This window comes from uncultured Winogradskyella sp. (assembly GCF_947495255.1).
In the GTDB taxonomy this organism is placed as follows: Bacteria; Bacteroidota; Bacteroidia; order Flavobacteriales; family Flavobacteriaceae; genus Winogradskyella.
On sequence record NZ_CANLYI010000011.1, the window covers coordinates 41,158 to 64,289 of the forward strand.

General features: G+C 31.6%; 22 protein-coding genes. 6 read left to right on the plus strand and 16 right to left on the minus strand.

Annotated features, from left to right (window positions below):
* Positions 1 to 15 precede the first annotated feature (15 nt).
* The 13 genes from Q0807_RS16870 to Q0807_RS16935 form a co-directional block, all read right to left on the minus strand.
* Positions 16 to 906 (minus strand): YitT family protein, encoded by an 891-nt coding sequence (locus Q0807_RS16870; RefSeq protein WP_299112009.1) that lies wholly within the window; start codon positions 904 to 906, stop codon positions 16 to 18.
* A gap of 133 nt (positions 907 to 1,039) precedes the next feature.
* Positions 1,040 to 1,384: an EF-hand domain-containing protein gene (locus tag Q0807_RS16875; protein WP_299112012.1), complete on the minus strand. Its 345-nt coding sequence runs from the start codon at positions 1,382 to 1,384 to the stop codon at positions 1,040 to 1,042.
* Positions 1,385 to 1,467: 83 nt separating this feature from the next.
* Positions 1,468 to 1,920: a tRNA (cytidine(34)-2'-O)-methyltransferase gene (locus Q0807_RS16880; protein WP_299112014.1), complete on the minus strand. Its 453-nt coding sequence runs from the start codon at positions 1,918 to 1,920 to the stop codon at positions 1,468 to 1,470.
* Between the two features lie 87 nt (positions 1,921 to 2,007).
* The gene (locus tag Q0807_RS16885) at positions 2,008 to 2,394 is read right to left on the minus strand and encodes a DUF805 domain-containing protein (RefSeq protein ID WP_299112016.1); all 387 of its coding nucleotides are present in this window, start codon (positions 2,392 to 2,394) and stop codon (positions 2,008 to 2,010) included.
* Between the two features lie 313 nt (positions 2,395 to 2,707).
* Positions 2,708 to 3,469 (minus strand): tryptophan synthase subunit alpha, encoded by a 762-nt coding sequence (trpA, locus tag Q0807_RS16895; RefSeq protein ID WP_299112018.1) that lies wholly within the window; start codon positions 3,467 to 3,469, stop codon positions 2,708 to 2,710.
* A gap of 1 nt (position 3,470) precedes the next feature.
* Entirely contained in the window at positions 3,471 to 4,652 is a 1,182-nt protein-coding gene (trpB, locus tag Q0807_RS16900) for a tryptophan synthase subunit beta (protein ID WP_299112020.1), read from the minus strand.
* A gap of 308 nt (positions 4,653 to 4,960) precedes the next feature.
* On the minus strand, positions 4,961 to 5,581 hold the full coding sequence (locus Q0807_RS16905; protein WP_299112212.1) for a phosphoribosylanthranilate isomerase: 621 nt from the start codon (positions 5,579 to 5,581) through the stop codon (positions 4,961 to 4,963).
* Between the two features lie 106 nt (positions 5,582 to 5,687).
* A complete protein-coding gene (gene trpC, locus Q0807_RS16910; RefSeq protein ID WP_299112022.1) occupies positions 5,688 to 6,473 on the minus strand; it encodes an indole-3-glycerol phosphate synthase TrpC in 786 nt (261 codons plus the stop codon).
* A complete protein-coding gene (trpD, locus tag Q0807_RS16915; protein ID WP_299112024.1) occupies positions 6,470 to 7,462 on the minus strand; it encodes an anthranilate phosphoribosyltransferase in 993 nt (330 codons plus the stop codon). Before trpD ends, trpC begins: the two co-directional genes overlap by 4 nt.
* Positions 7,463 to 7,739: 277 nt before the next feature.
* Positions 7,740 to 8,306: an aminodeoxychorismate/anthranilate synthase component II gene (locus tag Q0807_RS16920; protein WP_299112214.1), complete on the minus strand. Its 567-nt coding sequence runs from the start codon at positions 8,304 to 8,306 to the stop codon at positions 7,740 to 7,742.
* A gap of 340 nt (positions 8,307 to 8,646) precedes the next feature.
* Complete coding sequence (locus Q0807_RS16925) at positions 8,647 to 10,047, minus strand: anthranilate synthase component I family protein (RefSeq protein WP_299112026.1); 1,401 nt, start codon at positions 10,045 to 10,047, stop codon at positions 8,647 to 8,649.
* 269 nt (positions 10,048 to 10,316) lie between these two features.
* Positions 10,317 to 10,886, minus strand: coding sequence for a YceI family protein (locus Q0807_RS16930; protein ID WP_299112028.1), 570 nt, complete (start codon positions 10,884 to 10,886; stop codon positions 10,317 to 10,319).
* Positions 10,887 to 10,888: 2 nt separating this feature from the next.
* Positions 10,889 to 11,347 carry a MarR family winged helix-turn-helix transcriptional regulator gene (locus Q0807_RS16935; protein ID WP_299112029.1) on the minus strand — a complete coding sequence of 153 codons (459 nt, stop codon included), beginning with the start codon at positions 11,345 to 11,347 and terminating at the stop codon, positions 10,889 to 10,891.
* A 337-nt stretch (positions 11,348 to 11,684) separates the two neighbouring features.
* Between Q0807_RS16935 and Q0807_RS16940 the strand changes: the two genes are divergently transcribed.
* The 4 genes from Q0807_RS16940 (at position 11,685) to Q0807_RS16955 (ending at position 16,027) form a co-directional block, all read left to right on the plus strand.
* The gene (locus Q0807_RS16940; protein ID WP_299112031.1) at positions 11,685 to 12,002 is read left to right on the plus strand and encodes a rhodanese-like domain-containing protein; all 318 of its coding nucleotides are present in this window, start codon (positions 11,685 to 11,687) and stop codon (positions 12,000 to 12,002) included.
* A gap of 17 nt (positions 12,003 to 12,019) precedes the next feature.
* The gene (locus Q0807_RS16945; protein ID WP_299112033.1) at positions 12,020 to 12,430 is read left to right on the plus strand and encodes a rhodanese-like domain-containing protein; all 411 of its coding nucleotides are present in this window, start codon (positions 12,020 to 12,022) and stop codon (positions 12,428 to 12,430) included.
* 138 nt (positions 12,431 to 12,568) lie between these two features.
* On the plus strand, positions 12,569 to 14,965 hold the full coding sequence (locus tag Q0807_RS16950) for a protein-disulfide reductase DsbD (protein WP_299112035.1): 2,397 nt from the start codon (positions 12,569 to 12,571) through the stop codon (positions 14,963 to 14,965).
* Positions 14,966 to 15,007: 42 nt separating this feature from the next.
* Positions 15,008 to 16,027 (plus strand): hypothetical protein, encoded by a 1,020-nt coding sequence (locus Q0807_RS16955; RefSeq protein WP_299112037.1) that lies wholly within the window; start codon positions 15,008 to 15,010, stop codon positions 16,025 to 16,027.
* A 276-nt stretch (positions 16,028 to 16,303) separates the two neighbouring features.
* Here the strand turns inward: Q0807_RS16955 and Q0807_RS16960 are convergent, their stop codons facing one another.
* The 3 genes from Q0807_RS16960 to Q0807_RS16970 form a co-directional block, all read right to left on the minus strand.
* Positions 16,304 to 17,878 carry an oleate hydratase gene (locus tag Q0807_RS16960; RefSeq protein ID WP_299112040.1) on the minus strand — a complete coding sequence of 525 codons (1,575 nt, stop codon included), beginning with the start codon at positions 17,876 to 17,878 and terminating at the stop codon, positions 16,304 to 16,306.
* Between the two features lie 288 nt (positions 17,879 to 18,166).
* On the minus strand, positions 18,167 to 19,510 hold the full coding sequence (locus Q0807_RS16965) for a PAS domain-containing sensor histidine kinase (RefSeq protein WP_299112043.1): 1,344 nt from the start codon (positions 19,508 to 19,510) through the stop codon (positions 18,167 to 18,169).
* Positions 19,500 to 20,852, minus strand: a complete 1,353-nt coding sequence (locus Q0807_RS16970) for a sigma-54 dependent transcriptional regulator (RefSeq protein ID WP_299112045.1) — start codon at positions 20,850 to 20,852, stop codon at positions 19,500 to 19,502. Before Q0807_RS16970 ends, Q0807_RS16965 begins: the two co-directional genes overlap by 11 nt.
* A gap of 207 nt (positions 20,853 to 21,059) precedes the next feature.
* On the opposite strand from Q0807_RS16970, the gene Q0807_RS16975 reads away from it, so the two are divergent.
* Together Q0807_RS16975 and Q0807_RS16980 are read left to right on the plus strand one after the other, a co-directional pair.
* Complete coding sequence (locus Q0807_RS16975) at positions 21,060 to 22,310, plus strand: efflux RND transporter periplasmic adaptor subunit (RefSeq protein WP_299112047.1); 1,251 nt, start codon at positions 21,060 to 21,062, stop codon at positions 22,308 to 22,310.
* Between the two features lie 119 nt (positions 22,311 to 22,429).
* Complete coding sequence (locus tag Q0807_RS16980) at positions 22,430 to 23,107, plus strand: ABC transporter ATP-binding protein (RefSeq protein ID WP_299112050.1); 678 nt, start codon at positions 22,430 to 22,432, stop codon at positions 23,105 to 23,107.
* Positions 23,108 to 23,132 lie beyond the last annotated feature (25 nt).

Genomic DNA, 23,132 nt, shown 5'->3' on the forward strand with positions numbered 1-23,132 from the left:
TTAAGCTTTTTAAACTTACATTTTTGGTAAATGTTTGTTTTTCTTCTTATCAATATAATGACGTAAAACTCCACCTTTTACATTGTTAACATCAAATTCAACAATAAAAGCATTTTCGTCAATCTCCTCTATAATACGATGCATTTTTTTTATGTCAATACGATTAATAATGGTGTGAATAATATCAAAATCTTGCTGTGAGCCTTTGCTTCCAAATCCTTTAGAACCTTTGTAAGTTGTTAAGCCTACACCCAAATTAGTCATTATAGCATGTTTTATTTTGGCATAATCATTAGATACAATAGTTACACCAATAAAATCTTCAAAACCTTCAATGGTCAAATCTGTAACTTTTGCTGTTACTATATAGGTAAGAATAGAGTAGAGGGCAACTTCAATAGAAACAACCATGGCTGTAATACTAAATAATACAATATTAAACATCAGTATTACTCTTCCTATACTAAGCCCAAATTTGTCATTGAGATAGATACCTAATATTTCTGAGCCGTCTAGTACAGAACCATTTCTAATGGCAATACCAATTCCGCCTCCTAAACATAAACCTCCAAAAATAGAAATAAGGAGTTTGTCTTCAGTGATAATACCATAATCTCCAAAATGAATTAATAAGGCAAAACTGATAATACTCAGAATTGATTTTATTACAATTCTAATTGAAACTGTATAATATCCCAAAACTAAAAATGGTAAGCTAAAAATGACTAGTAATAATGAAATATCAATACCAATAACTCTATTAACCAAGAGTGCAATGCCTGTAACGCCTCCATCCATAAATCCGTTTGGCAATAAAAATGCTTTTAAACCAACGCTAGCAAGGATAATACCAATTGCAATTTGTACGTATTCGGTGAGATAATTGTAAGTTTTAGAGTGTTTCAAAGGTTACTTTTTTATTAGGTTATTACATGATAAATTAATGAAAAGGTTAATATTAATTCTAAAGTAAAAAAAATCCTCTATAGTAATAGAGGTTTTTTTTGAATTTTAATTAAGAGCTATTGAACTCAAATAATTAATCCTTTTTTATATCGGCTTCCGTATTTTTTGTTTTTTTCTTTTTCATAGTTTTTTTTCTGCTTTCATAAGCATAGGTAAACTCATCTAAATTAACAGAGCCATTTTTATCTTTGTCCATTTTTAAAAAACGTTTTTCAATTTGCTCTTCTTTAGATGCATCATTCATTCGCACGGCTTTAAACTCATCTAATGTTATTGCTTCGTCAAAATTAGCATCAAATTTTTTGAAAGCTTTTAATGCTTTCTCATTTTTAACTTCAACTCTTTCTTGTGCACTTGCAAAAGAGAAAGATGCGATTGCTAATAATATTAAACCAGTTTTTATTGTTTTTGTCATCATTGTATTAAAATTTTAACATTGTTTTTTAATAAGACTAATATAAGCGAAAAAGGTTTAATATCGATATATTTTTAAGACGTATGTTAGTTTAATTGACGCAAGCCTTCATATACAATTATGCCGACAGCATTAGCTAAATTTAAACTTCTTATAGATTCATTATAAAGTGGGATTTTAAAAAGATCAGAATTGTGCTTTTCTATTATTGTTTTAGGTAAACCAACAGATTCTTTACCAAATACTAGAAACATGTTTTCAACGAAGTTAATATCCCAATGGTTCTTTGTACCATGACTTGATAGAAATACCATTTTTGTATCACGGTTCTTTTCAAAAAAATCATCAATATTTTCATAATAGATAACATTTAAATGTTGCCAGTAATCTAATCCTGCGCGTTTCAGACGCTTGTCATCGATTTCAAACCCAAATGGTTTTACTAAATGTAAAGTAGAACCAGATGCTAATGCTAGGCGACCAATGTTACCGGTATTGTTTGGAATTTCGGGTTCTATGAGTACAATATTTAGTGACATTGTTGTAATAATTTGAGTATGAAAAATGCCTATTCATTAAATTAGAATAGGCATTAAATATAAGATTTATAACTGTGAGTTTAATACTTAAACTGTAACATTAGTTTTAGTTTCTTTTGGGTCAGGTCCATACATATTTTGTCCTCTGTCTCCTTCTGTTGCAAATAATACAATTAGCCAAATACCTCCAATTAGGGGAATTAAAGCTATTAAGTAAAACCATCCGCTTTTACCAACATCATGTAAACGTCTTACAGCAACTGCTATACTAGGTATAATTATACCTAAAATGTAAATCATATAAAGGCCCATAAATGCAGGAGTATCGGTCATTTGTCCTAATAATCCTGCTACAAAAGCAATACCAAATGCAAATATTAGATTAAATAATACAAACATCCAATACTCTTGTCGTCTTGCTCTACCTGAAAAATTTGCGTAATTATCTCTTACGACTTTTAAATACCATTCCATAAAATTTGGTTTTAGTTGATTAAGGTTAATAGCCACCAAATATAAACTTTAATTTAAAATTGTGGTTAAGACGTCTGAAAATGTGAATCTCCTTATTTGATATTTATAAATTTTAAAACAATTAAACGAAGCAATAATACAAAAGGAAACCCGTGAAAAACAACATCAAACCAGTCTTTAAATGTCATGCCGTTTGCACCACCTGCAATCCATCTTATTTTGCCTAAAATGTGTGGTTCAGGAAAAAAATGGTGCTAAACCTAAAGTTAGGCATAGCAGAACTATAAGTTTCCAGTCATTTAAAAGCTTCATGTTATAAAATGTTTTTTACAAATTCATCAATTGAGTCAACTCCAGTGTTGGTTAAGTGTTTTACAAAAGCACTGCCAATAATAGCGCCTTTAGCATGCTTGGTAGCTTGTGTAAATGTTTCGTTATTTGAAATTCCAAATCCTACAACTTGCGGATTGTCTAAATTCATATTAGCAATGCGTTCAAAATAGTCTGTTTGAACATCTCCAAATCCAGACTGACTTCCTGTTACACTTGCAGAACTTACCATATAAATGAATCCGTTTGAAACAGAATCTATATATCTAATACGTTCGTCTGAAGTTTGAGGTGTAATTAAAAATACATTGATTAAGCCGTATTTTTCAAATATGGATTGGTAATTATCATGATAAACATCTACTGGTAAATCCGGAATAATAAGTCCATCGATACCGACTTCTTGACATTTTTTGCAAAACTCCTCTACACCATATTGTAACATAGGATTAAAATACCCCATAATTATCAATGGAATAGAAACCGTTTTACGCACGTCTTTTAATTGTTCAAAAAGGCGTTCGCTTGTCATGCCATTATGCAATGCTTTTGTAGAACTTGCTTGTATAGTTGGACCATCAGCTAAAGGGTCACTAAATGGTAATCCTATTTCTATCATATCTACACCACTTTTTTCAAGATTTTGAATTACAGTGACTGTGTCATTAATATTAGGGTATCCAGCTGTGAAATATATAGATAATAGCTTTTTGTCTTCTTGTAGTTTTTGGTTTATTCTGTTCATTTTATAATTTAAAATAATCGATATAATTCTGTAAATCTTTGTCGCCTCGTCCGGATAAATTTAGAACAACGATATCATCTGGTTTGAATGTCTTATGCTCAAATACAGCTAAGGCATGTGAGCTTTCTATTGCAGGAATAATACCTTCTAATTTACATAAATCTAAACCCGCTTTCATAGCATCGTCATCCGTAATGGCAATAAATTCTGCACGACCAGTTTTATATAAATTAGCATGCATTGGGCCAACACCAGGATAATCTAAACCTGCCGATATTGAATACGGTTCTGTAATTTGTCCGTCGTTGGTTTGCATTAATAAGGTTTTACTGCCATGAATAATTCCTTCTTTTCCTAAAACGGAAGTCGCTGCGCTTTCTCCAGAATCAACACCTAATCCAGCAGCTTCTACTGCAATTATATTAACTGCTTCATTATCTAAATAATGATAATAAGTGCCTGCAGCATTACTGCCTCCACCTACACAAGCCACCAAATAAGTTGGGTCTTCTGTACCTTCTTTTTCTAAAAGTTGACTTTTTATTTCTTCTGAAACTACAGCCTGAAATTTAGCTACCATATCAGGATAAGGATGAGGACCAACCACACTACCAATAATGTAATGCGTGTCTACAGGATTATTAATCCAATCGCGAATAGCTTCATTAGTAGCATCTTTTAAAGTTCTACTGCCTGACAAAGCAGGAATCACTGTTGCTCCTAACATTTTCATTCTAGCAACATTTGGTGCTTGTCTTGCAATGTCAATTTCACCCATGTAAACGATGCATTCAATTCCCATTAACGCACAAACAGTAGCTGTTGCAACTCCATGTTGTCCTGCTCCTGTTTCGGCAATAATCCTATTTTTACCAAGACGTTTTGCCATAAGGATTTGACCAATTGTATTATTGATTTTGTGTGCTCCTGTATGGTTGAGGTCTTCGCGCTTTAGATAAATTTTTGTGTTGTATTTTTCTGAAAGACGTTTGGCAAAATAGAGTGGTGAAGGTCTACCTACATAATCTTTTAATAATGCATTAAACTCTTCTTGAAACGAAGGTTCTGCCATTATTTTTAGATAGTTATGACGTAATTCTTCTACGTTTGGATAGAGCATTTCTGGTATGTATGCGCCTCCAAATTCTCCGTAATAGCCTTTTTCGTTAATGTTATAACTCATTGTTTTTTGTTTATTGTTTTCTATTCTTTGTTCATTTTGTCTTGATACAAAACGAACCAAAAAATCACAATCAAAATTAGGAAATTGCTAAAGCAACATTCTCTTTCAGAACTTCGTGCTTAAGGCTTCGCCTCGCATCTTCGTTCTTTCGTTCATTATTTCTGAATTTTGATGTTTTCCGACTATGTCGAAATTTGGGACATTCATATTTACTAAACCTTGTTTTTATCCCAATTTGTTTTTCATTTTTTGCTAACTGCTAACTGCTAACTGCTAACTGCTAACTGCTAACTGCTAACTGCTAACTGCTAACTGCTAACTGCTAATTTGTTTTTAAACGTTTCCAATTCATCTATATTTTTTAATCCAGGTTCTATTTCAAATTTACTGTTCACGTCTAATGCGTAACAATATTTTGAAGCTGAACTTTTTTTGAATTCTTTTATTTTTTCAATAGCATCTATCCCAATTCCTCCACTTAAAAAATAGGGTTTAGTTGAAGGGTAGTTTTTAAGTACATTCCAATTAAAAGTATAGCCATTTCCTCCTGGCAACTTTCCTTTGGTGTCAAACAGGTAATAATCGCAAACTGTTTCATAAGGTTGAAGTACATCAAAATTAAATTCATCTTTAATACTGAATACTTTAATCACTTCAACATTGTTTATTTCTCCACAATATTCTGGTGATTCATTTCCATGAAGTTGAACGGCTTGCAAATTAAATGTCTTAATTGTTTCGTTTACAATTTCTATTGTTTCATCTACAAAAACTCCAACCTTTTTTATTGATTTTGGTGTTTCTGGTATTGTTGATTCAAAATATCTCGCAGATTTATCGTAGAAAATAAAGCCCAAATAGTCTGGCTGCAGTTTTGCAACAGCTTCTATATTATCTTTATATTTCATTCCGCAGACTTTTAGTTTCATCATATTCTCGCGAAAGCGGGAATCTCATCACGCATTCGACTTTTTTAATTATATAATTTTAAGTTAAGCCCTCTAGTTTTATTGAAATTTTAGAGGTCATTTAAACTTATTTTTTTAATTGAATAATAAACTGCTTAGCACTCTCACCAGGATTTTCTGTTTTCATAAAGTTTTCACCTATTAAAAATCCTTTGTATCCAAATGGTTGTAATTCTTTAATCGCTTCAATTGAACTGATGCCACTTTCCGATACTTTTACAAAATCATTAGGAATAAGTTGACTCAATTGTTTTGAAGTTTCTAAACTGACTTCAAAAGTTTTTAAATTTCTGTTGTTTACACCTAACATATCTAATGAAGGCATAATGGATTTTTGTAATTCTTCTTCGTTGTGTACTTCTAATAAAACATCGAGGTTAAAGCTTTTTGCTAATTCGGAAAATCGTTTTATTTCTTCTCTAGTTAATATGGCTGCAATTAGTAAAATCACATCTGCGCCATAAGCTTTAGCTTCTAAGATTTGATATTCATCTATTATAAATTCTTTTCTTAAAAGCGGTAAGTTAGAACTTGCTCTTGCTATTAATAAATCGTCAATAGCTCCTCCAAAATATTTTACATCTGTTAAAACAGACATGCCACAGACTCCTGCGTTTTCATAACCGCTAGCCACATCTTGAACATTTAAATCTTGATTAATTACGGATTTTGATGGTGAGCGTCTTTTGTGCTCTGCTATAATGCCAGAGGTGCTTACTCTTAAGTTTTGAGCTAAAGAGTTTGAAGGACGCTCAAATAAAACAGATTGCTCTAATTGACGCACCGGAATTAAAGATTTACGTAAATCAACTTCTTTACGTTTGTCTATTACTATTTTGTCTAATATGTTCATTTACTAAGTTCAATAAGTTTATCTAAAGCTTCTTTTCCTTTTTTACTCATCAAAGATTCCTTTGCTAGTTGAAATCCTTCTTTATGTGTAATCTGTTTTGCTGTTGCAATGGCTAAACCAGCATTGGCACAAATCACATTATTTTGTGCTTTAGAACCATTACCACTTATTATTTTTGTAAAAAGTTGTGTAGCTTCGTCTACTGTGTTTCCTCCAAAAATAGCTGATTGTTCTATCGTATCAACACCAAGTTCATAGGGTTCAAATAATGTTTCTGATGTGTTGGTGATTACTTTTGTTTTTCCTGTTAAAGAAATTTCATCATAACCATCTAAAGCATGGACTACAGCATAGTTTTTATCTGTTTCTTGGTATAGATAACCGTAAAGTCTTAATAATTCGAGATTAAAAACACCTACCATTTGGTTTTTTGGAAATGCAGGATTTACCATTGGTCCTAACATATTAAAAAATGTTTTTACACCTAATTCTTTTCTAATTGGTGCTACGTTTTTCATAGCTGGATGAAATAAAGGTGCATGTAAAACACAAATGCCAGCTTCGTCTATACTTCGTTTTAAAAAATCAATATCATTAGTGAATTTAATACCTAAGCTTTCCATAACATTAGAAGAACCACAAGCTGATGATACACCATAATTGCCATGTTTTGTAACGTGGACTCCTGCACCAGCTGTTACAAAAGAGGATAAGGTTGAAATATTAAATGTGTCTTTTCCGTCGCCTCCTGTTCCGCATAAATCTATAGTATTGTAATCGTCCAAATCTACAGGAACACAAAGTTCTAACAATGCATCTCTAAATCCTCTTAGCTCATCTAAAGTGATGCTTCTCATCATGTAAACGGTTAAGAAAGATGCAATTTGGCTTTGGTTATATTGACCAGCTGAAATATTAACCAAGACCTTTTTAGCTTCTTCACTTGAGATGCTTTCTTGGTTGATTAGTCTGTTTAGTAATTGTTTCATATAATGCCTGTTTAATCAGGAATCTGTTTTTCGTTTATCTTTCTTTCTCTGTTCATTTGCCTTGATGCAAACGAACCAAAAATCACAATCAAAATTAGGAAATTGCTAAATCAACATTCTCTTCCAGAACTTCGTGCTTGAGGCTGCACCTCGTATCTTCGTTCTTTCGTTCATTATTTCTGAATTTTGATGTTTCCGACTCTGTCGGAATTTGGGACATTAACTTTTACTAATTATGTTTTCTTCCCAAGTTATTTTATGTTTTGCTAACAGTTTTTTACTCATTAATCCAATTCTTTAGAATCTTTTTCCCATTTGGTGTTAAAACAGATTCAGGATGATATTGTACGCCTTTAACATCATAAACTCTATGTCTAAGTGACATTATTTGTCCATTTTCGTCAAACGAGGTAGCCTCTAAACTTTCTGGTAGGTTAGCGTTAACGACCCAAGAATGATATCTGCCAACTTCAAAGGTCTTACCAAGTCCATCAAATAAAGATTCATCATCAACTGATAGTGTGATTTCGGTAGCAACACCATGATAAACATTGTCTAAATTTTCTAGTGTTCCACCAAAGACTTCTCCAATGGCTTGTTGTCCTAAACACACGCCTAAGATACTTTTTGTTGGTGCGTAAGTCTCAATAATTTGTTTTAATAAACCGGCTTCATCAGGTACTCCTGGTCCTGGTGATAATACAATTTTTTCAAATGCGTCTACTTCGTCTAGTGTCAACTTATCGTTTCGTTTTACAATGACTTCACAATTTAAATCTTCTAAATAATGGACTAAATTGTATGTGAAACTGTCGTAATTGTCTATTACTAATACTTTTTTCATCTCAATGCCTGTGGAAACAGGGATATAATTGTTAAACTTCTTTTTGTTTCTAAATTCTTCTACGTTCATTTTGTCTTGAAACAAAACGAACCAAAAATTCAAAACGATTTATTATGAAATTGCTAAAGCACCATTCGCTATCAAAGCTACATGCTTGAAGCTTCGCTTCGCAGTTCCGCTTTTTCGCTCATTATTTCTAAAAATCGTTACTTCCGACTATGTCGAAATTTGGGACATTCATATTTGCTAAATTTTGTTTTTATCCCAATTTGTTTTTCATTTTTTGCTAACTGCTAACTGCTAACTGCTAACTGCTAACTGCTAACTGCTAACTGCTAACTCATATGTCTTTTGCCAGTTCTATTGCATTTGTTAAGGCTCCAAGTTTATTATATACTTCTTGTAATTCACTTTCAGGATTTGATTTAGCCACCAATCCAGCTCCAGCTTGCCAGAATAATTTATGATTCTGACTTAAAAATGTTCTAATCATAATGGCATGATTAAAATTACCATTGAAATCCATAAAACCAATGGCTCCACCATAATAACCTCTACTGGTTTTTTCATATTTCTCAATCAGTTGCATCGCTTTATGTTTTGGCGCACCACTCAATGTACCTGCCGGAAAAGTATCTGCAACAACTTGCATGGTATCTGTGTTTTTATGAATGGTTCCGGTCACTTTACTCACTAAATGGATAACATGAGAGAAAAATTGAACTTCTCTATAATTCTCTACAGTAACATTACTACCATTTCTACTTAAGTCGTTTCGGGCTAAATCAACTAACATTACATGTTCGCTATTTTCTTTGTCGTCTTTTATTAATTCTTCAGCAAGTTCTGCATCTTTAAGGTCATTTCCGCTTCGTTTAAATGTGCCTGCAATTGGGTGTATTTCGGCTTTTCCATCGCTAACAACGAGTTGTGCTTCTGGAGAACTTCCAAATATTTTAAAATTTCCGTAATCGAAATAGAACAAGTAGGGTGAAGGGTTAATACTTCTTAAAGCCCTGTAAACATTAAATTCGTCTCCACTAAAACCTTGTGAGAATTGTTTAGACAAAACCAATTGAAAAACGTCACCTCTGCCACAATGTTTTTTTGCTAACTCTACATGTTCTTTGTACTCTTCATCTGTAAGATTAGAATCAATATCACCATTGGTGTTAAAGTCGTATGAGGCATATTGTCTGGTCTGAATTAACTGCAGAATATCATCAATATTATTATCCGTATCAAAGCAATGCGCAAAAATATAAGCTTCGTTTTTAAAGTGATTTATAGCAATTATGTTTTGGTAAACCGCATAATACACATCTGGAATATTAACAGATTTTTCCTTTTTAGATATCTCTATATCTTCAAAATACTTTACAGCATCATAAGATGTGTAACCAAAAATACCATTGTTTATAAATTTGAATTCCTCATGTGTTTCGACTTTAAAACGTTGCGTGAATTTGTGAATTTCTTCAACAACACCAACAGTTTCTATAAAATTAGTTTTAGAACTACCATCTGGATAGGTTTGGTGAATAGTATCGCCCTCAACCTTAATAGAAGCAATAGGATTACAGCAGATGTAAGAGAAACTATTATCATTAGCATGGTAGTCACTACTTTCTAATAAAATACTGTTAGGAAATTTATCTCTAATTTTAAGATAGATGCTAACAGGTGTAATGGTGTCTGCTAAGATTTTTTTATAATGTGTGTATAAACTAAATGTTTTCATAAAATTTTTAAATTAAAAAAGGCTTGTCGTGAATGACAAGCCTTTTTTTATATAATTACATAACAAGGATGGTTTCACTAACTAACGTTTGAGAAATTCCACCACCAAGTATGATTTGTATTTGTTTTCATAATATTTTCAAATATAGAAATGAAATGTTGGAAATCAAATTAATTAAGATAAATTTAAAAAAAAGATTCCTGTAAAAGTGAATTTTCACAAAAACAGGAATCAAAATTTAAACATTGCTATTAATAGTTCTTAGGGTATTAAAACTCTAATGTTATATTTAAATCAAAGTTGTCATAAATAGCTTTGTCTTTTAAGTCATCAAAAAAGCTAGAAGAACCATATTTAATATCGTATTCTGTTCTGTCAACTTCCAAGTTAGCTGTTGCAATATTATTTTTAATAGTCATTGAGAACTCTACAGCTTTAGTAGTTTCTTTAATTGTTAAGTTCGCTTTGATTTTATAAGAACCGTCTTTTCCTGAAACGTTGATAAACTCTAGTGTAGCTGTTGGGTATTTGTCTACACCAAAGAAATCTGGGGATTTTAAATGTCCATCTAGTTTACCTTTGTATTCACCTTCTAAATCTGTAGTGTTTATTGAGGTCATGTCCATTACAAATGATCCACCCGTTAAGGTTTCATCATCAAAAGTTAATGAGCCACTTTTTAAGCTTATGGTACCTTCATGTTGGCCTGTTACTTTGTAACCTTTCCAGATAACTTTGCTGTTTTCGATATTAACTTCTTTTTCTGTTAAAGCTGTAAATGACATAAGTGATACGGCTAAAATTAAAAGGATTCCGATTTTTGAATTTCTCTTTTTCATAATTACTTATTTTTTAGTTTTATTAATAGGGTATTTAATTGTGTTAACTCTTCTTGAGTTAAATTTTTTGTTATATTTTTTTCTGTTTCATCAATTATAGGATCTACTATTTCTAGTGTTTCTAACCCCAAATCTGTAATCAAAATTTCTACTTTTCTTCTATTTGTTTTACAAATTGTGCGTTTTACAAATTTTTTCTTAATGAGCTTGTCTACTAACCGAGTAGTATTACTCATTTTACTTATCATACGTTCTTGTATGTCTTGCAGGTTAATGGCATTTCCTTTTTGACCTCTCAATATTCTAAGAACATTAAATTGTTCTAAGGATAAATCATAAGGTTTTAGTTGTAATAAAAAATCATCTTTAATCCATATACTTGAATGAAAAATATTAATTACAGTCGCCTGCGGTAAGGATAAATTAGCTTTCGTTTTTAATATGTCGTTTAATTCTTTCATGTACAATAGTTGTATATACAAATGTATGTGTTTTATTGGAATATTAAATTAATATTTTGTTAAAATTTATACGTTGAAAATTTTGAACAATACATTTATTCAAGGATGTATTTGGTGCTTTTTATCATGCTGAAATTAAGGTCATGTAAAAATAATTCAACAATTGAAGCGTTTAGTTGTAGTATAATAAGGTAAATATAAATTCTTAATGACGAGACTCTAAAATTGAAATTTCGGATAAAAATGTTAAATATTGAACCCAAAATGTAACACTTCGGATTTTTTTTCGTCTATATCATAAGGAAATGTTAATTTTACCGAAAATTAAAATTATAATATGGCTGATTTATCACAAGAGGAATGGGAAAAGCAACTAGAAGCAGACGATAATGCTGTTATTTTAGATGTTAGAACACAAGATGAAGTTGATGAAGGGATTATTCCTAATGCAATTAATATAGATATTCATAAAGGACAAGGTTTTATCTACGAACTAGAAGCGTTAGATAAAACTAAAAACTATTATGTGTATTGCAGATCTGGTGCTCGTAGCGGACAAGCTTGTGGAATAATGAACCAGTTAGGTTTTAAAAATGCTTATAATTTAGTTGGTGGTATTATGGGATGGCAAGGTGAAGTTACCAACCAAGATTAATTTTAATCTAAATAATTATGAAAAGAATATTTACAATATGTTGTCTTTTAGTTGCTATTAGTTTAAGTGTAAGCTGTATAGATAATAAACTAGATAGTGATGAAGTAAAATTAGTTACTGCTGAAGAAATGCAATCTATTTTAGAATTAGAAGATGTACAATTGGTAGATGTTCGCACGCCAAAGGAATATAAAGAGATTCATATTGCAAACTCACAAAATATCGATTTTATGTCACCAACCTTTGATGTTGATATAACGAAACTTAATAAAGATAAACCAGTTATTCTATATTGTAAGTCTGGCAGACGAAGTGCTAAATGTGCAAAAAGAATGAAAGAAGCTGGGTTTGAAAAAATATACGATTTAGAAGGTGGAATTTCTAAATGGAAACATTCTGATAAGCTAGAGATTAACGAGAGTCTTTAATAATTAAAACCGAACTTAACGTTCGGTTTTTTTATTGCTCTATTTCATTTCCATAACTCTTAAGGTTTTTATAAATTAGACGACTGTTAACTAATAACAAAAGCACATCATTTATATTTGTGTACTAACGCGTTGTTTATGAATTTTAATAAAGTACTTCTACTTTGCCTTTTTGCATTTGCTTTTAATTTAAATGCTCAAGTTTTTGATCCCGTAAAATGGGAGACTAAAACAGAAAAAATTTCTGATACAGAATATAATCTTATATCAACCGCAACAATAGATGCAGGTTGGCATTTGTATTCTCAAGTTGTACCAGAAGGTGGTCCAGTTGCGACGAGTTTTTCTTATACAACAGATTCTGACGCTAAGCTTATTGCTAAAACCATTGAGGAAGAAGGTCATACTGTAGATGATTCTGTATTTGAAATGAAAATTAAATTTTTCGAAAACAAAGCAGAGTTCAAGCAACGTATTAAAGTTTTAAATAAAGAATTATCCATAGTTAAAGGTGAAGTTGAATTCATGGTTTGTGATGATGAAAAGTGTATGCCACCAAATTACATTGACCTTGTCTTTAATTTGAAAGAGGCTAAGCAAGTTGAAGAAGAAACAACAGCTACTACTTTAGATTTTAATGCAACTGAAACCGAAATATTTGAACCTGTAAAATGGAATACTTCAGTTGAAAAGATTAACGATACAGAATACGTTCTTGTTTCTAAAGCAACTATAGATGATGGATGGAAGTTGTATTCTCAAAAAGTACCAGAAGGTGGTCCAATAGCAACAGGATTTGAGTATAAAGTAGAAAATGGTACTGAGTTAATAGGAAACACCATAGAAGAAAAAGGAAAGGAAGTTATGGATAAGGTCTTCGAGATGAAGATTAAATTCTTTAAAAATAGTGCTGAGTTTAGACAAAAAATAAAAATTTCAGATAAAAATACGACTTCGGTAGCATCAGAAGTTAGCTTTATGGCTTGTGATGATGAACGCTGTTTAGCACCAACTTATTTAGATTTAAATTACGATTTAACTAAAAGTGTAGCTGTAAAAAAAAACGAAGATAAGTTTCAGTCCGAAAAAGAAGAGGGAAGTAAAGGTTTATGGTCAATTTTTCTTGTAGCATTCCTTTCTGGGTTTGTAGCCTTATTAACACCTTGTGTATTTCCTATGATACCAATGACGGTCAGTTTCTTTATAAAACAAAGTCAGTCTAAGGTAAAAGGAATTAGAAATGCTATTATTTATGGATTATCAATTATTGTAATCTATGTTTTATTAGGAACCATTATTACAGCTATTTTTGGAGCAGATGCTTTAAATGCATTGGCAACGAACGTATGGTTTAATGTTATATTTTTTATTCTTCTAGTTGTATTTGCTATTTCGTTCTTAGGAGCTTTTGAAATTGTATTACCAAACTCTTGGGCAAATAAAGCAGATAAACAAGCAGATAGAGGAGGACTTGTTGGAATATTTTTTATGGCTTTGGCATTAGCTATTGTTTCGTTCTCGTGTACAGGACCTATAGTTGGTACAATTTTGGTTGAAGCCGCTTCTAAGGGAGGCGTTGCACCTGTAATTGGTATGTTGGGCTTTTCATCTGCTATTGCATTACCATTTGCATTATTTGCAGCATTTCCTGGTTGGTTAAATTCATTGCCAAAATCTGGAGGTTGGTTAAATACTGTAAAAGTTGTTTTAGGATTTTTAGAATTAGCGTTAGCATTTAAGTTCTTATCTCAGGCGGATTTAGTATTACAATTACATTTCTTAGAACGTGAAGTTTTCTTAGCTATTTGGATTGCTATTTTTGGTGCACTATCCCTTTATCTTTTAGGAAAAATTCAATTACCTCATGACTCTCCATTAAAACACATTTCAGTAGGTCGCCTACTGTTAGGCTTGTTAACTTTGTCGTTTACGGTTTATATGATTCCAGGACTTTGGGGAGCGCCTTTAAATTTAATCAGCGCATTTCCACCACCATTAGATTATTCGGAGTCTCCTTATGGTGTAGGTAATGCAAAAGGAGGAGGAAGTTCTGCTAGCCATGCAGAGTTGCCTGAAGGCGCACATTTATTAGCGCCTCACGATATTTTAGCATTTAATGATTATGACCAAGGTTTGGCTTATGCTAAAAAAGTTGGTAAACCTGTGATGTTAGATTTTACAGGCTGGGCTTGTGTAAATTGCCGAAAGATGGAACAAAATGTTTGGGTAAAGCCAGAGGTTTTATTGCAGTTGAAGAATGATGTTGTTTTAATTTCATTGTATGTAGATGAACAGATTGATTTTCCTGAAGGTGAAGCACCAGATTCTAAATTAAGACCAGGAAAAAAACTGAGAAACAAAGGTCAGAAATGGAGCGAAATGCAAACCATTAAATATAAAACCAATACACAACCTTATTATGTGTTAATGGATCATAATGAAGAGAATTTAAACGTTCCTGTAGCATATACACCAGATCATATTGAATATATTAAATGGCTTAAAGAAGGCATTGGTAATTTTAAGAAAAATTAATTGCTCTGTTTTATTTGACTTAATTGGTATTACCTTTATAATATGAATAGTAAGTCTGTTGATTACTTAAATATTTGGTTGTTACTAATCTCTTTTATAGTTGCAATATTCTTGCCTTTTGAGCTTTTTTTGTTTTCATATGCTATTTTAGGACCACTACATTATTTAACAGAAATTAATTGGCTCGATAATAAAAGAAATTTCATAAAATCAAAAACGCAAGGCTATAAGTTATTTGTGGTTTTGGCTATTATCATAAGCATCTATCCTTTTCTAATATATTTAGATTTAGAAGCTAATAGTGGTCTTAGTACTGTCATTAATTTTCTTACTTCCCAGAAAAACATAGTCCTTTTATCTGGTTTTGTGTTCTCAGTAAGTTTGATTTTTTTAACTAAGATTAGGCAATTGGTAATGGCATTAATTTTTAGTGTTTTATTTTCAATAGTTTGTAATCTCTACATCCCAAAGTTGGTTATAGTCATTGGTGTTTTTCTACCTACATTGGTTCATGTCTATATATTTACACTACTATTTATGATTTATGGACAGATTAAAGCGAAAAGTAATCCAGGAATAGTAAGTGTTATTTTACTGATAGTTGCTCCATTAATTATTCTCTTTTTAGATATAAGACCCACAACTTATTCATTGTCGGATTTTATTGAGAATACGTATTCTAGAAGTGGCTTTTTATCTCTCAACACAACAATTGCTCATTTCTTTGGAGAAGTAAACGAAGGGTATTTTAATTCGTTATCTTCTATAGCGATAAAGGTTCAGATTTTTATTGCTTTTGCCTACACGTATCATTACTTAAATTGGTTTTCAAAAACTTCAATTATTGGTTGGAAATCTAGTCTAACAAGTAAAAGGATAAAATATATAATCATTTTGTGGTTAGCTGCTGTAGGTTTATATTTCTATGATTATGTAACAGGACTTACTGCTTTGTTCTTTTTAAGTTTGTTACATGTTGTATTGGAGTTTCCGCTGAATATAATTACCATTAGGGAATTAATATTAGTAGGTGTTAAGAAGTTAAAATTAGGCGCAAAATAATTCTATGTTGGTATTCTAAAACACCAAATTAAAAACAGAACCTAATTTTTCGACACTTTTTACAATAATTCTAAATTAATTAAACGTTGTAATTTGATGAAGGAATACTTTTAATAGCCATTGTTATATATATGGAAATATAAAACTGGTGGAAAGAAGATATCGGTATTTAAAATTTATGAAAACCATCTTTTTGTAAAAATAAATAACCGAAGCTATTAACTTCGGTTATCATATTATTTGAGATTTTTTTAAAATTACTAGGTACAAAATAATCTACTCAAAAGATTTAAATACAGAATCTAAAAGTACTTTAAAGGATTTATCGTGTTTAGTAATTTTAGGTATGTCTTTGTCAATGTTTAGTAATTGATAAACTGCAGTTTGAGCAGCTCTCACAGAGTATTCTACTGTAAAAACAACATCATCAGGTTGTTCTACAAACTGACTTACAAATGCCAGGTTTTTAGAACTTTCTGGTACTGGTTTTGGTCTGTCGCTATAAGCACGAGGCATAAACATAGAGGTAATGTATGGCATTCTACAAGGAACACATATAGCTTGGTCAAAAATAGCATCATCGAAATTTAAATGTGCGGCTAATTCTGTCATTATCTCTTTTCCATTACATTCTACCATCGTTTTTGGTACAAAATCACCAACTCGGTTGCCATATAAAGCGTAGCCCCAAAGTATGTAAACATCGTCTGATTGACCAATAAAATGTGGTTGGTTGTAAAGAACTATAGACATTAACCAGTTAGAGTCTTTAAAAGTAACTAAACCACCAGTACCAGCTTTGTTACCAGATAGTTTTTCTAGTTTATTAAAAAAGTCGGGTGTTTTAAATGTTATAGTAAATGATTCCCAAAAGGATTCTGGTATGCTACTATTAAATGGAGCCGGATTACCAAAATCGGGTCTTCCTTTAGCTAGTTTTTCCCAAATTTCCCATCCTTTACTGTCTGCTTTTGTTTTTTTAATAGGAGGATGTTCCATAGAGCCAATACTTGAGGCATCAACCATAGAACCGTTTTGAAAAATAACAATATCATCTGGGTGTACATCGACTTGTTTGGTACCTTCTTGGTTGATTATAGTTATTGAAGTTACTGTTACTTTGCCATTTATATCTTTAACATCAAGGTCATCCACTGTTGTTGCTAATTCAAAATTAACACCTTTGTCTTTAAGCCATGCTATTAAAGGGAGAACTAAAGAATCATATTGATTATAAATGGTTCTTTTTACACCGCCTAGTGTGTTAATTCTTGGAAACTCATTCATAAAACGGTGTAAGTAGCGTTTAAATTCTACTGCGCTATGCCATGGCTCAAAAGCAAACGTAGTCTGCCACATATACCAGAAATTTGTTTTAAAAAAATCTGTAGATAACCAATCGGTGATTTTTGATGTGCCTAGTTTTTCTTCAGAAGCTTCTAGAAGTTTAAGGAATTCTATTCTATCATATATGTCAAAACCCATTGTAGACGTGTCTACAATATGACGATTTTTATCTATTAAACGCGCTTGGGAGTGAGCAATATGCTTTTTGTTAAAAGCAATTGTTTCGTCTTTTACAGACATCCCTTTATTATTGATGGAAGGGATATCTTTAAATAAACCCCAAAAACATTCATAAGCATCTGTGGTTAGCATTCTACCACCACGAAGTGAATAGCTACCGTCATCAAGACGTGCACCATCTAAACATCCTCCTAGTGTTGGGAGTTTTTCGAAAATAGTAATTTGAGAACCCAAAATTCCTCCATCTCTGATCATAAATGCTGCTGCCGAAAGTGAACCTAGTCCACCACCTAAACAATAGGCTTTTAAATTTTTACTTGACATATTTTTTGTTTTTATAGTTATCAATTTTCTTCTACAAAATTAGAGGTGCTAGAAGATGTCTAAAATGACCTAGGTCAATCGAGTAGATAGCTTAAAATTTTAAATATGGATTACTAATGAATACTTATTGTATGTTGTTGTCTAATAATTGTTTGAGTGGCTCTATAAAAGCATAGGGAATAGTGAAAAGTGTTTTTTTAGTATTATTTTAACTTAAGCTAGAAGATTGAAAGCTTTAGAAATTTAATTAAAGAGTTAGAGTTTTAGCTGTGAATTAATTAAGTTTCTTTAAAATACCAAACTAAAAACAGAACCCTCTTCTTCTACACTTTTAACGATAATTCTTCCTTTGTGTAATAACATTATTTGTTTACATAGGCTTAGTCCAATACCACTTCCTGTGGCTTTACTTGTAAAGAAGGGTACAAATATATTCTCTAAAATATCTTTCGGAATTCCAGAGCCATTATCAAATACTTTAATAACGATATCTCTATTTGGATTTTGAGTTGCTAAAACTTTAATTACAGCATTGTCCTTTGTCTTACAGGCATCTACTGCATTAAGAATAAGGTTTATTAATACTTGCTCAATAAGATGCGCATCAATATCAAGTTCTAATTTTGGAGAGGTTATATTGAATTCTATATCAATATTTTTAGCTTTTATAGACGGTTCCATAAGTCGCTGAATATTATTAAATAAGTCAACAATTTTAACACGTTGTAAATTTAAATGTGTCACTTTACTCAAACTTCTATAAGTTTTAGCAAATTTTAAAAGGCCTTCGCTTCTGTTTTTAATTGTTTTTACACCAGCATTTAGATCTTCTAATTCTAATTGAGTTTCGTTAGGTTTTTCAATGGCTAATTGTAAATTCTTTTGAAGCGTGTCTGCCAATGATGAAATAGGTGTAATGGAATTCATGATTTCATGAGTCATTACACTCAATAATTTCTTCCAAGATTCTGATTCGTTTTTATTTAGTGTGTCATCTATATTCTGAATGACAATTAACTTAAAAGCATCTTCCTCAACCTGAAAAACAGTATCCGAAATTAAGATTTTTATACTTTCATTTTGAAGTGCAATTGAGATAGAATCGGGTTCTCTATGGTAAGTTTCAAAAATTGTATTGAATAATTCTGGTTTTCTGTTTTCTACAAACCGAATATTTTTAAAAGAAGGTACATCTAAAATTTCACCAAAAGATTCATTGCTCCAAAGGACGTCTCCAGATTCTAAATTATAGGCAATGATTCCAATATCTACCATTTCTAAAATCTTTTGTAGATAAACATATTGGGCTTGGTTTTGAGAATTTATTTCTTTTATTGTTCTATTAATTTCGTTAAAACCAGTGTAGAGAAATCTAATGTCTTTTGGTCCTCTGTCTTCTGGGAACCATCTGGAAAAATCACGATATTTTACGGCTTCAAAAAAATCATCCATGGCTACAAATCGTCTTTTTACAAACGTGTAGGTATTAATGAGGACATAAAGTGTAGCAATGCCAATTATGGTAGAATAAGCAGTTTTATCATTATCTATAAAATAGATGAATGCGAGTATTAAACCTACAATAAGTAGAATTCTAAAAAATAGATTAAAGATGTATGTTTTATAGCTCATACTTTTCTAATCTTCTGTATAGAGCGGCTCTTGTAATACCGAGTTCTTTAGCAGACTTAGAAACATTGCCTTTGTTTTTTTCTAATACAGTTAGAATGGCATTTTTCTCTAAATCATCTAAGTTTAAACTTTTGGATTCAAAATTAGTTGTTGTCGTTGAGCGTTCAATAGAAGAGAATACCAAATCTTCTGGTTTTAAAACAGAACCATCAGTCATAATTACAGCACGCTCTAAAACATATTGAAGTTCTCTAACATTACCTGGGAAATCGTGTTTTTTTAATTTTGAAATAAATCCTGAATCAAAAGAAAACGTGTTTTTATTATATTTTTCAGCATATAATGACACAAAATGATGCGCTAATTCTGTAATGTCTGTTCCTCGATTTCTTAAAGGTGGTACAATTATATCAACCGTATTAATTCTGTAAATTAAATCTTTTCTGAATTTTTTTTCGTCTGCCAATTCTTTTGGGTCAATATTGGTAGCGCAAATTAATCTTATGTCAACCGAAATAGGCTCATTAGAACCTAAAGGCGTCACTTGTCTGTTTTGTAGAACAGTCAATAACCTTACTTGTTGACTTAAACTAATATTGCCAATTTCATCTAGAAATAAAGTACCTCCATTTGCAGCTTCAAAGCGTCCTTTTCTATCTTCTCTGGCATCTGTAAAAGCGCCTTTTTTATAACCGAATAATTCACTTTCAAATAGTGATTCGGTTAATGCACCAACATCTACTTTAATAAAAGGCTGATGACGTCTATTAGAATTATCATGAAGTGCTCTTGCAATTAAATCTTTCCCTGTTCCATTTTCACCTAATACCAAAACATTAGCGTCTGTTGGAGCTACTTTTTTCAGTTTAACAAAAACATTATCCATAGCATCGCTATTGCCAATAATTTCAATACTATTAGAATTGAGGTGTTCTTTGTTTGAGGTTTTAGATTTCTTATTTCCTAAAATGGTTGTGATAGTTTCTAGGATTTTTTCATTCTTCCATGGTTTCATCAAAAAGTCTGAAGCACCTTCCTTTAAACCACGTATTGCCAAATCAATATCAGCATAAGCCGTCATTAAAATAACTGAGGTTTCTGGTTTTAGTTGTTTTATTTTATTCAACCAAAAAATGCCTTCATTACCTGTATTTACCAAGCCATTAAAATTCATGTCTAGAATTATAATGTCGTAATTAGCACGCTCTATTTGCGCAGTGATATTACTCGGATTTTTTTCAGTAACAACTTCCTTGACCATTGGTTTTAATAGCAATCGTAATGCTGTTAAAACATCAACATCATCATCAATTACTAATATTGTAGCGTTTTTTAAAACCATCTCTACAATATTACGATATTAAACTCAGCTTATAAAAAATCAAAAAGTAAAATTTTTAGTGTGATTAAAAGTGTGCATTTCCGAACATAAAGTGTATCAAAATCGGACACTTTTATTTTAGGTTTAATTCTTAATGTGCTGGTTTTTAATTACTTATTGTTTTGGCATCATCTTCACTATATAACTAGTATAAAACAAAAAATAAACATGGACGTTCCAATTCAAAAGAAAAAATTTTCAAATCAAAAGATAGGTCTTATACTAGGTTTGTTAGCTATAGTAGCAATAATTGTATATGTTGTTTTTCAAACCTCAGGAGGTTCAAAATTAAATGTAGATAAGGAGCGTATTTCTATAAATACAGTTTCTAAGGATGTGTTTCAAGAAAACATTCCTGTTAACGGTATCGTGCTTCCTATTACTACAATTTATTTAGATGCTTTAGAAGGTGGACGTGTAGAAGAGAAGTTTGTAGAAGATGGAGCGATGTTAAAGAAAGGAGAACCTATTTTAAGATTATCTAATACAGATTTAGAATTAAGCTTAGTCAATCAGGAAACATCAGTTTACAACTTGTTAACGCAAATGCAGATTTCTCAGAATGCTGCACGACAAAATACTATTAATAGACAAAATCAATTTACTGATGTTGAGAATAATTTAATTGAAGCCAAACGAGTTTATGATTTAAATAAACGTTTGTATGATAAAGGTGCTATTGGAAGAATGGATTACGAGTCTTCTGAGAATAATTATGAATACCAAAAACAACGTATGAAATTAGCTGAACAAGTTTTGTCAGAAGATTCAATTTCTACAAAACTTGAAGTAGGACAGGCAAGAAGTTCATACTCAAGAACGCAAAGTGCTTTAGAGTTAATGCGAAAAAAAGTGGGAGATTTAGTGGTAAGAGCACCAATTGATGGACAATTAACATCGTTAGATGCAGAGATTGGTCAATCTATTACAAAAGGAACACGTTTAGGGCAAGTTGATGTAACAAGCGGTTACAAAGTAAGAGTAGATATTGATGAACACTATATTTCTAGAATTTATAATGGTCAAACAGGAACATTCACATTAAATAATAAAACCTACACTTTAGAAATTAAAAAGGTTTTTACCCAAGTTAATAATGGTCGTTTTCAGGTAGATATGAAATTTAAGGACGAAGTGCCAGAAGGGATAAGACGTGGTCAGAACCTTCAAATCCGAGTGGCTCTGAGTGCTGAAAAACAAGCATTATTAATTGCAAAAGGAGGATTTTTTCAGAAGACAGGAGGTAATTGGGTTTTTAAAGTCAGTGAGGATGGTAATACAGCTTACAAAGTGAATATTAGATTAGGAAGTCAGAATACTGAATATTACGAAGTGTTAGAAGGTTTAAATCCTGGTGATAAAGTTGTGACATCGAGTTATGATTCCTTTGGTGATGTCGAAGAGCTGATTTTGAAATAATAACGTCAGGCTGAGCGCAGTCGAAGCCCTTCGTGAGTTGCAGTTCCTATAGCATTTTGACTGCGCCCAATGTGGCAGAGAGTAAATTTAAAAATACAATCAATTAAAATACGAATATAATGATACAGATAACGGACTTAGAGAAATTTTATAAAACAGAAGAAGTGCAGACTATTGCATTAAATAAATTGTCTTTTGATGTAAAGGAAGGTGAATTTGTTGCCATTATGGGACCATCGGGTTGTGGTAAATCTACCTTATTAAATATTTTAGGTTTATTGGATGATCCAGATGGTGGCAGTTTTGTGTTTAACGGAACAGAAGTAGCAGGTTATAATGAGCGTAAACGTTCAGACTTAAGAAAGCATAACATCGGTTTTGTATTTCAGAGTTTTAATCTCATCGATGAGCTTACAGTTTTTGAAAATGTAGAGTTACCATTAATTTACACAGGTGTAAAGCCAGCAGAACGTAAAATACAAGTGGAAGCGGTGTTAGAGAAAATGCAAATAATGCATCGTCGTAATCACTTTCCACAGCAATTATCTGGTGGGCAACAACAACGTGTTGCCGTTGCTAGAGCTGTTGTAAACAAACCAAAATTAATCCTTGCTGATGAGCCAACAGGAAATTTAGATAGTACAAACGGTAATGAGGTTATGGATTTATTAATAGACCTTAACGAAGCAGGTACAACTATTATTATGGTGACACACAGTGAACACGATGCTAAATATAGTCACAGAATTATAAGAATGTTAGACGGACAAAAAGTAACAGAAAATATTTTGGCATAAATCGACTTTCATCAATCAATCAATC

Bases quoted from the DNA above. Each gene is read 5' to 3' on its own strand.
- Q0807_RS16875 (WP_299112012.1), bottom strand. From the start codon at position 1,384: ATGATGACAAAAACAATAAAAACTGGTTTAATATTATTAGCAATCGCA.
- Q0807_RS16880 (WP_299112014.1), bottom strand. From the start codon at position 1,920: ATGTCACTAAATATTGTACTCATAGAACCCGAAATTCCAAACAATACC.
- Q0807_RS16885 (WP_299112016.1), bottom strand. From the start codon at position 2,394: ATGGAATGGTATTTAAAAGTCGTAAGAGATAATTACGCAAATTTTTCA.
- trpA (WP_299112018.1), bottom strand. From the start codon at position 3,469: ATGAACAGAATAAACCAAAAACTACAAGAAGACAAAAAGCTATTATCT.
- trpB (WP_299112020.1), bottom strand. From the start codon at position 4,652: ATGAGTTATAACATTAACGAAAAAGGCTATTACGGAGAATTTGGAGGC.
- Q0807_RS16905 (WP_299112212.1), bottom strand. From the start codon at position 5,581: ATGAAACTAAAAGTCTGCGGAATGAAATATAAAGATAATATAGAAGCT.
- trpC (WP_299112022.1), bottom strand. From the start codon at position 6,473: ATGAACATATTAGACAAAATAGTAATAGACAAACGTAAAGAAGTTGAT.
- trpD (WP_299112024.1), bottom strand. From the start codon at position 7,462: ATGAAACAATTACTAAACAGACTAATCAACCAAGAAAGCATCTCAAGT.
- Q0807_RS16920 (WP_299112214.1), bottom strand. From the start codon at position 8,306: ATGAAAAAAGTATTAGTAATAGACAATTACGACAGTTTCACATACAAT.
- Q0807_RS16925 (WP_299112026.1), bottom strand. From the start codon at position 10,047: ATGAAAACATTTAGTTTATACACACATTATAAAAAAATCTTAGCAGAC.
- Q0807_RS16930 (WP_299112028.1), bottom strand. From the start codon at position 10,886: ATGAAAAAGAGAAATTCAAAAATCGGAATCCTTTTAATTTTAGCCGTA.
- Q0807_RS16935 (WP_299112029.1), bottom strand. From the start codon at position 11,347: ATGAAAGAATTAAACGACATATTAAAAACGAAAGCTAATTTATCCTTA.
- Q0807_RS16940 (WP_299112031.1), top strand. From the start codon at position 11,685: ATGGCTGATTTATCACAAGAGGAATGGGAAAAGCAACTAGAAGCAGAC.
- Q0807_RS16945 (WP_299112033.1), top strand. From the start codon at position 12,020: ATGAAAAGAATATTTACAATATGTTGTCTTTTAGTTGCTATTAGTTTA.
- Q0807_RS16950 (WP_299112035.1), top strand. From the start codon at position 12,569: ATGAATTTTAATAAAGTACTTCTACTTTGCCTTTTTGCATTTGCTTTT.
- Q0807_RS16955 (WP_299112037.1), top strand. From the start codon at position 15,008: ATGAATAGTAAGTCTGTTGATTACTTAAATATTTGGTTGTTACTAATC.
- Q0807_RS16960 (WP_299112040.1), bottom strand. From the start codon at position 17,878: ATGTCAAGTAAAAATTTAAAAGCCTATTGTTTAGGTGGTGGACTAGGT.
- Q0807_RS16965 (WP_299112043.1), bottom strand. From the start codon at position 19,510: ATGAGCTATAAAACATACATCTTTAATCTATTTTTTAGAATTCTACTT.
- Q0807_RS16970 (WP_299112045.1), bottom strand. From the start codon at position 20,852: ATGGTTTTAAAAAACGCTACAATATTAGTAATTGATGATGATGTTGAT.
- Q0807_RS16975 (WP_299112047.1), top strand. From the start codon at position 21,060: ATGGACGTTCCAATTCAAAAGAAAAAATTTTCAAATCAAAAGATAGGT.
- Q0807_RS16980 (WP_299112050.1), top strand. From the start codon at position 22,430: ATGATACAGATAACGGACTTAGAGAAATTTTATAAAACAGAAGAAGTG.